Source organism: Amycolatopsis vancoresmycina (assembly GCF_000716785.1).
Lineage (GTDB): Bacteria > Actinomycetota > Actinomycetes > Mycobacteriales > Pseudonocardiaceae > Amycolatopsis > Amycolatopsis vancoresmycina.
Genome location: NZ_JNYY01000041.1, coordinates 19,597 through 27,219 on the forward strand (window position 1 = coordinate 19,597; position 7,623 = coordinate 27,219).

Annotated in this window: 8 protein-coding genes and 1 pseudogene; 7 read left to right on the forward strand and 2 right to left on the reverse strand. The window is 72.1% G+C overall.

Going from position 1 to position 7,623, the window contains the following annotated elements; translation table 11 throughout:
* Positions 1 to 53: 53 nt before the first annotated feature.
* The 4 genes from sucB to lipB all read left to right on the forward strand — a co-directional run bounded on the left by sucB (position 54) and on the right by lipB (position 4,156).
* Positions 54 to 1,829, forward strand: a complete 1,776-nt coding sequence (sucB, locus tag OO60_RS43945; protein ID WP_033263620.1) for a 2-oxoglutarate dehydrogenase, E2 component, dihydrolipoamide succinyltransferase — start codon at positions 54 to 56, stop codon at positions 1,827 to 1,829.
* A 97-nt stretch (positions 1,830 to 1,926) separates the two neighbouring features.
* On the forward strand, positions 1,927 to 2,799 hold the full coding sequence (locus tag OO60_RS43950) for a TIGR01777 family oxidoreductase (protein WP_033263621.1): 873 nt from the start codon (positions 1,927 to 1,929) through the stop codon (positions 2,797 to 2,799).
* The gene (locus OO60_RS43955) at positions 2,796 to 3,419 is read left to right on the forward strand and encodes a phosphatase PAP2 family protein (RefSeq protein WP_003095807.1); all 624 of its coding nucleotides are present in this window, start codon (positions 2,796 to 2,798) and stop codon (positions 3,417 to 3,419) included. The genes OO60_RS43950 and OO60_RS43955 overlap by 4 nt, the downstream gene beginning before the upstream one ends.
* On the forward strand, positions 3,416 to 4,156 hold the full coding sequence (gene lipB, locus OO60_RS43960; protein ID WP_003095810.1) for a lipoyl(octanoyl) transferase LipB: 741 nt from the start codon (positions 3,416 to 3,418) through the stop codon (positions 4,154 to 4,156). The genes OO60_RS43955 and lipB overlap by 4 nt, the downstream gene beginning before the upstream one ends.
* 106 nt (positions 4,157 to 4,262) lie before the next feature.
* Here the strand turns inward: lipB and OO60_RS43965 are convergent, their stop codons facing one another.
* Positions 4,263 to 5,198, reverse strand: a complete 936-nt coding sequence (locus OO60_RS43965) for an LLM class F420-dependent oxidoreductase (RefSeq protein ID WP_003095814.1) — start codon at positions 5,196 to 5,198, stop codon at positions 4,263 to 4,265.
* Positions 5,199 to 5,202: 4 nt separating this feature from the next.
* Complete coding sequence (locus tag OO60_RS43970; RefSeq protein WP_003095816.1) at positions 5,203 to 5,814, reverse strand: TetR/AcrR family transcriptional regulator; 612 nt, start codon at positions 5,812 to 5,814, stop codon at positions 5,203 to 5,205.
* Positions 5,815 to 5,944: 130 nt separating this feature from the next.
* Here OO60_RS43970 and OO60_RS43975 point away from each other — a divergent pair, with 130 nt between their 5' ends.
* The 3 genes and pseudogenes from OO60_RS43975 to OO60_RS46875 all read left to right on the forward strand — a co-directional run.
* Positions 5,945 to 6,466: a hypothetical protein gene (locus OO60_RS43975; RefSeq protein ID WP_003095823.1), complete on the forward strand. Its 522-nt coding sequence runs from the start codon at positions 5,945 to 5,947 to the stop codon at positions 6,464 to 6,466.
* A gap of 73 nt (positions 6,467 to 6,539) precedes the next feature.
* Positions 6,540 to 7,478 (forward strand): oxidoreductase, encoded by a 939-nt coding sequence (locus OO60_RS43980; protein WP_003095825.1) that lies wholly within the window; start codon positions 6,540 to 6,542, stop codon positions 7,476 to 7,478.
* Positions 7,479 to 7,503: 25 nt separating this feature from the next.
* Positions 7,504 to 7,623 (forward strand): annotated as a pseudogene (locus OO60_RS46875) (lipoyl synthase); the annotation flags it as partial.

Genomic DNA, 7,623 nt, shown 5'->3' on the forward strand with positions numbered 1-7,623 from the left:
CCTGACCGCAGAATCCAGACACCGCAGAATCTTGAAAGAGGAGTCAGCGAACGATGGCCTACTCCGTCACATTGCCGGAGCTCGGGGAGAGCGTCACCGAAGGCACCGTCACCCGGTGGCTTAAGCAGGAGGGCGACACCGTCGAGGTCGACGAGCCGTTGCTCGAGATCTCGACCGACAAGGTCGACACCGAGGTGCCCTCCCCGGTGGCGGGCACGGTCGTGAAGATCAGCGCCCAGGAGGACGAGACCGTCGAGGTCGGCGGCGAGCTCGCCGTCATCGACGACGGCAGCGGCGGCGTGCCGGAGTCTTCCGCCCCGGCGCAGGAGGAGTCCGCGCCGGAGCCCGAGCCGCAGCAGGACGAGCCCGAGCCGCAGGCGCAGGACAGCGCCCCGAGCAAGCCGGACACCGCGCCGGCCGCCGGTGGCGAAGGCACCGAGGTGAAGCTGCCCGAGCTGGGCGAAAGCGTCACCGAGGGCACCGTCACGCGCTGGCTGAAGGCGGTCGGCGACTCGGTCGAGGTCGACGAGCCGCTGCTCGAGATCTCCACCGACAAGGTCGACACCGAGGTGCCGTCGCCGGTGGCCGGCACGGTGCTGGAGATCCGCGCGGGCGAGGACGAGACCGTCGAGGTCGGCGGCGTCCTGGCCGTGATCGGCGACGCGAACGCGGCGCCGAAGGCCGAAGCCAAGCCGGAGCCCAAGCCCGAGCCGAAGCCGGAACCCAAGCCGGAACCGAAGCCCGAGCCCAAGCCGGAGCCGGTTCAGGAGGCGAAGCCCGAGCCCAAGCCGGAACCGAAGCCGCAGGCCGCCCCGGCCTCGGCCGCCACGCAGTCGGCCCCGGCCGCCGCGGCGAAGGACGGCTCGGCGGACGGCCCGTACGTCACGCCGCTGGTCCGCAAGCTCGCGTCGGAGCACGGCATCGACCTCGCGTCGCTGACCGGCAGCGGCGTCGGCGGCCGGATCCGCAAGCAGGACGTCCTGGCCGCGGCCGAGGAGAAGCAGAAGGCCGCCGCGCCGGCGCCCGCTGCCGCCCCGGCCGCCGCCGCTGCCCCGTCGGCGCCCGCCGCGCGTCCCGCGGCCGCGGTGTCGCCGGAGCTCGCCGCGCTGCGCGGGACCGTGCAGAAGGCCAGCCGGATCCGCCAGATCACGGCCACCAAGACCCGCGAGTCGCTGCAGATCGCCGCGCAGCTCACGCAGGTCCAGGAGGTCGACGTCACGAAGATCGCCAAGCTGCGCCAGCGCGCGAAGGCGGGCTTCAAGGAGCGCGAGGGCGTCAACCTGACGTTCCTGCCGTTCTTCGCGAAGGCCACGGTCGAGGCGCTCAAGCAGCACCCGAACGTCAACGCGTCCTACAACGAGGACACGAAGGAGATCACCTACCACGGCGCCGTGCACCTGGGCATCGCGGTGGACACCGAGCGCGGGCTGCTCTCGGTCGTGATCCACGACGCCGGCGAGCTGAGCCTGGCCGGGCTCGCGCACCGGATCGCCGACCTGGCGGGCCGCGCGCGGGCGGGCCAGATCAAGCCGGACGAGCTGTCGGGCGGCACGTTCTCGATCACGAACATCGGCAGCGTCGGCGCGCTGTTCGACACGCCGATCATCGTGCAGCCGCAGTCGGGCATCCTCGGCACCGGCGCGGTCGTCAAGCGCCCGGTGGTCATCGCGGACGCCGACGGCAACGACACGATCGCCGTCCGGTCGATGGCGTACCTGCCGCTGACCTACGACCACCGCCTGGTGGACGGGGCCGACGCGGGCCGCTTCCTGACGACGATCAAGCAGCGCCTGGAAGAGGGCAACTTCGAGAGCGAACTCGGTCTCTGAGCCACCCCTGACGAAGGCCGCCACGGGAGCCCGTGGCGGCCTTCGCCGTGTCCGGGCCGGGCGTGCGGGCACGCAGCGGATGCGCAACGATCGAAGCATGCGAGTACTCATCGCCGGAGCGAGCGGCTTGATCGGGTCGGCGCTGGGCGACCGCCTGCGGCGCGAGGGCCACGAGGTCCGCCGGCTGGTGCGGCGCGAAGCGCGCGAAGGCGGCGAATTCCGCTGGGACCCGCCGTCGGGCACCATCGCGAGCGGCGCCTTCGAGGGTGTCGACGCGGTCGTGAACCTGGGCGGACGGCGGCTGTTCCCCGGGCGGTGGAGCGCGATGCGCAAGCAGCAGCTCACCGACAGCCGGGTCGAGCCGACCGAGGTGCTCGCCGAAGCCGTCGCCGAACACGGGATCGGGGTGCTCGTCAACGCGTCCGCCGTCGGGTACTACGGCCACACCCATCAGTCCATTGTGGACGAATCTGCCCCGCGCGGCCGGGGTTTCCTGGCCGAGCTCTGCGAAGCGTGGGAAGCGGCGACGGCGGCTGCCGGAGACGCGCGGGTCGTGCACCTCCGGACCGGGCTGGTGCTCTCGGCCAAGGGCGGCCTGTACGCGACGCTGCGCCCGCTGTTCGCCCTGTGCCTGGGCGGCCGGCTCGGCAACGGCCACCAGTACATGCCGTGGATCTCCCTCGACGACGAGGTCGGCGCGATCGTCCACGTCCTCGCGCACGACGTGCGGGGCCCGGTGAACCTGACCGGTCCCGAGCCGGTGACCAACGCCGAGTTCACCCGCGCCGTCGGCCGCGTCCTGCACCGGCCCGCGCCGTGGTGGGTGCCCGGGATCGCCCTCAAGGCCGTGCTCGGCCAGGCCGGGGAGGAGATGGCGCTGTTCGGGCAGCGGGCGGTCCCCGCGGTGCTGGCGGGTTCCGGGTACGAGTTCCGGCACCCGACCCTCGACAGCGCGCTCGCCGCGGCATGAGTGTCCGGCTGCAGCGCTGGCTCGTCGTGGGCGTGGTGTTCTCGGCCGCGTTCGTCCTGCTCGGGCTGAGCGTCGCGCGGCAGCCGCTGGCCCTCGACGTCGCGGTGTCGAAGGCGCTTCACGGGGTGTACGCGGAGCCGCTCGGGCGGGTCGCGCAGGCCGGCAGCGACGTCCTCGGCCCGGTGCTCCCCTACGTCCTCGGCGCGGCGCTGCTGGCGCTGGCGCTGCGCCGGCGTGAGCACCTCGGCCTGTGTGTCCGGCTGGCCGTGGTGCTGCTGCTGTGCCGGCTGACCAGCCTGGTGTTCAAGCCGATCTTCCTGCGGGAACGCCCGCGCGACTACCCGGACCTGAGCTACCCGAGCGGGCACGTGGTGTCGGTGGCGAGCACCGGATTCGTGCTGCTCCTGCTGTGCGCGTGGCTGTGGCCACGGCTGGTCCGGCGGGTCGCGGTGGCCGTCGTGGTGGCGGTGGTGCTGTCGGCCGCGTGCCGGGTGGTGCTCGGCGTCCACTGGGTCACCGACACGATCGGCGCAGTGCTGGCGGTGACCGGTGTCGGGCTGCTCTCAGCGTGCGCCTTGCAGCTGCTTCCCCCGGGTGACGGGCGTAGCCTCGACGGGTGAGTTCTTCCCGCACCTGCCGCGCCAGCACCGAGCCTGTCGACGTCCGCGAGCTCGGCACGATCGACTACACCGAAGCCTGGGAGCTCCAGCGGAGCCACCTCACCGCCCGCGCCGACGGCACCGCCCCGGACACGATGCTCCTGTTGCAGCACCCGTCGGTGTACACCGCGGGCAAGCGCACCGAGCCGGCCGACCGCCCCACCGACGGCACCCCGGTGATCGACGTCGACCGCGGCGGCAAGATCACCTGGCACGGCCCCGGCCAGCTGGTCGGCTACCCGATCGTCAAGCTCGCCGACCCGATCGACGTCGTCCACTACGTCCGGCGCCTGGAGGAGGCGCTGATCCACGTGTGCGACCAGCTGGGCGTGGCCAGCGGCCGGGTGGAGGGCCGCAGCGGGGTGTGGATCCCGGCGGACGACCGCGGCATCGAGCGCAAGATCGCGGCGATCGGCATCAGGGTCCAGCGCGGCGTGACGATGCACGGCTTCGAGCTGAACTGCAACGCCGACCTGGCGGCGTTCGACAACATCGTCCCGTGCGGCATCCGCGACGCGGGCGTGACGTCCCTGTCGTACGAACTCCAGCGGGACGTCACGGTCGAGGCGGTGCTCCCGCTGGCTCGTGACGCGGTGCTGGCGGCCCTCGAGGGTGAGCTGCCGGTGAGCGAGGACCGCTGGCTCCCCCGCCCGGCCGCCCCCGAGGCCCCCGGCGTCACCTTCGCCCTCCAGAACTGAAGACACTGAAAACCGTGAAGGCCACCTGTGGACAACAGGTGGCCTTCACGGTTCAGAGCCGGCGGAACTGTCGGCCCCTCCCGGTAGCGTGGAAAACGGGGGCTGCTCAGTCCAGCTGCGGCGCGACCTCGGCGGCGATCAGGTCGATCTGGTCCAGGTCCGTCAGGTCCAGCAGCTGCAGGTAGAGCCGCGTGATGCCGGTCTGCTCCCGCCACCGCCCGATCCGGTCGACGACCTCCGCGGGCGTCCCGGCCAGGCCGTTGGCCCGCAGCTCGTCGACGTCGCGGCCGATCACCGAAGCCCGCCGCGCGACCTCTTCGTCCGAGCGGCCCACGCCGACGACCAGGGCCACCGAGCGGAGGATCTCCTTCGGATCGCGGCCGATCTCCGCCGCCGCCGCCTCGACGCGGGCGAACTGCGCCGCCGCCGTCTCGGCGTCGACGAACGGCAGGTTGAACTCGTCGGCGAACCGCGCGGCCAGTGCCGGGGTGCGCTTCTTGCCGCCGCCGCCGATGATCACCGGCGGCGCCGGGGACTGCGCCGGCTTCGGCAGGCCGGGCGACTCCGTCAGCTTGTAGTACTGGCCGTCGAACGAATACGTCGAGCCCACCGGCGTCTTCCACAGACCGGTGATGATCTCGAGCTGCTCGGCGTAGCGGTCGAAGCGCTCCTTGAGCGGTGGCAGCGTCAGGCCGTACGCCTCGTGCTCGGCGTCGTACCAGCCGGAGCCGAGGCCGAACTCGACGCGGCCGCCGGACATCTGGTCGACCTGGGCCACGGAGATGGCCAGCGGGCCCGGGTGCCGGAACGTCGCCGCGGTGACGAGCGTGCCGAGCCGGATCCGGCTGGTCTCGCGGGCCAGGCCGGCGAGGGTGATCCACGCGTCGGTCGGGCCGGGCAGGCCGTCGGCCGAGCCCATCTTCAGGTAGTGGTCGCTGCGGAAGAAGGCGTCGTACCCGGCGGCTTCGGTCGCCTTGGCCACGCGCAGCAGGTCGTCGTAGCTGGCCCCCTGCTGGGGCTCGGTGAAGATCCTCAAGTCCACGACGTCAGCCTATAGAGACGTCGGGCTCCGTGCGCCTCAGCCGGACCAGCATGCGGACGATCACGTCCTCGATCTCGGCGCCGACCTTCTTCGGGTCGGGCGAACTGGCGATTTCGGTCGCCGCGCTCGACAGCGCGCCGAACAGCAGCCGCGCGGTGACCTCGACCGGCACCGGCTCGACCTCACCCGCGTCGATCAGCGACTGCAGGCCGGACCGCACGAGCCCGAAGCTGCAGCGCTCCTCCGCCTCGCGCCAGCGCTCCCAGCCCATCACGACAGGCGCCTCGTGGATGGCGATCCGCTGGTAGGCGGGGTCGAGGCAGGCGCGGATGAACGCGTTGAGCCCGCCGAGCGCGCGTTCCCACGGCGTGCCCTCGCCGGTCATGATCTTGTCGAGCCGGTCGTAGACGAGGCTCTCGACCTGGTCGAACGCGGCTTCGAACAGGGCCTGCTTGCCGCTGAAGTGGTGGTACAGCGCGCCCTTGGTCACCCGGGCGCGTTTGGCGATCTCGTCGAGCGAGGTACCCGCGTAACCGCGTTTGGTGAACAGTTCGACCGCGCTGTCGACCAGCGCGGACCGCGTCGACTCGGAGTAGTCGAGTCGTCTGGACCTCATTGTCGCCACCTTCACAACTTTACGCCGGGAACAGCTCTCCATACTCATGGTATGTTCGGCGCGTCAGGTCCGTACCGGGAGTATGCCGCAGACCCGCGGTATGACCCGGGCCACGGAAGGGGAGCCACACATGAGCTGGACCGACTTCTACCGACGTCAGGAAATCCTCGAAGCCGCCGTGAGGCTGGCCGCCCGTAACCCGGGTGAGCCGCTGGCGCTCGATGAGGTGCCCGGTGCCGAAGAGCACTTCGGCACCGAGGAAAACGTCCTCACCGCGCTGCAGTACCAGTGGACGCGGACGCTGAGCGGCCGCCTGCGCACCGAGGTCATCGACCCGGACGACGCCGACGGCCTCGGCGACCACGTCGACGCCGTCACCCGCGCCTGGCGCGCCGCCGTCGACGAGCACGCCGACCTGCGTGCGGTCCTCGACGGCGCCTGCGAGCGGCACGCGTCGCTGCGCCGGATGCACGAAGGCGAGCTGCGCATGCTCGCCGTCACGGCCGGGCTGGCCGACCCGCGCGAGCCGGCCGACGAGATCGTCAAGGTGGGGCACGCGTTCGAGGCGCTGCTGCGCGCAAATCGCGAAGAAAACACCCGTCGCCGTCCGATGATCGGACACCTGCGGCGACTGCTCGCGCCGAGTGCGTAACGAATCAGCACAGCGGCGCGAAGCGCCTCCGTTGAGGGCGGCGGCGGGGGCATGGATGGAGTTAAGTAAGCGCATGACACAGCGCTGGACCGAGGCCGACATCGCCGACCAGACCGGCCGGACCGTCCTGGTCACCGGGGCGAACTCCGGTCTGGGGCTGCGCACCGCCGAGGTGCTCGCGGGCAAGGGGGCCCGCGTGCTCCTCGCCTGCCGTTCCGCCGAGCGCGGGGCGAAGGCACTCGACATCGTGAAAGCGGCCGCCGCGGGCGCCGGCCCCGAGCTCATCCCATTGGACCTGAGCGAGCTCGCGTCGGTGCGCGCGGCGGCCGTCTTGGTGCGGGAGCGCACCGGCGACGCCCTCGACGTGCTGGTCAACAACGCCGGCGTGATGGCGACCGCCCGCGGCCGCACCGCCGACGGCTTCGAGCTGCAGTTCGGCACCAACCACCTCGGCCACGCGGCACTGACCTGGCTGCTCATGCCCGCCCTGCGCGGCCGGGTCGTCACGCTGTCGAGCCTGGCCGCCGTCGGCGCCCGCATCCACCTCGACGACCCGAACGCCGAGCACCGCCGCTACAACCCCGCCGCCGCGTACGGGCAGTCGAAGCTCGCCGACCAGGTGTTCGCGCTCGAACTGGACCGCCGCCTGCGCGCGGCCGGCTCCGGCGTGATCAGCGTCGCCGCCCACCCCGGCTACACCGCCACCGGGCTCGGCAGCGGCATGGCCCGCTCCTACCGCAATCCCGTCGTCCGCTCGGTCATCGCCGGCGGGCACCGGATCGGCGAGGTCCTGTTCGCGCAGAACGTCCGCCAGGGCGCGCTGCCGCAGCTCTACGCGGCCACGGCCGACGGCGTCGAGGGCGGCGACTACATCGTCCCGGGCGGCCTCGGCGGCACGCGCGGGAACCCGGTCAAGAGCCGTCCACTGGCCGCCGCGCGCAGCGAGTCGCTGGGGGCCGCGTTGTGGGACGTCACCGCGAAGCTGACCGGCGTCACCCCCGATCCCGCTTAGCCCGGACGGGCGTACGGTTGAAGTCGTGAGTGCTGCGCCTGAAGGCCGGAAGCTGTTGCGTCTGGAAGTTCGCAACAGTGAGACGCCGATCGAGAAGAAGCCGTCGTGGATCAAGACGCGGGTGCGGATGGGTCCGGAGTTCACC

What these genes read in the sequence shown, in the direction of transcription:
- sucB (WP_033263620.1), top strand. Translation starts at nt 54, where the DNA reads ATGGCCTACTCCGTCACATTGCCGGAGCTCGGGGAGAGCGTCACCGAA.
- OO60_RS43950 (WP_033263621.1), top strand. Translation starts at nt 1,927, where the DNA reads ATGCGAGTACTCATCGCCGGAGCGAGCGGCTTGATCGGGTCGGCGCTG.
- OO60_RS43955 (WP_003095807.1), top strand. Translation starts at nt 2,796, where the DNA reads ATGAGTGTCCGGCTGCAGCGCTGGCTCGTCGTGGGCGTGGTGTTCTCG.
- OO60_RS43970 (WP_003095816.1), bottom strand. Translation starts at nt 5,814, where the DNA reads ATGAGGTCCAGACGACTCGACTACTCCGAGTCGACGCGGTCCGCGCTG.
- OO60_RS43975 (WP_003095823.1), top strand. Translation starts at nt 5,945, where the DNA reads ATGAGCTGGACCGACTTCTACCGACGTCAGGAAATCCTCGAAGCCGCC.
- OO60_RS43980 (WP_003095825.1), top strand. Translation starts at nt 6,540, where the DNA reads ATGACACAGCGCTGGACCGAGGCCGACATCGCCGACCAGACCGGCCGG.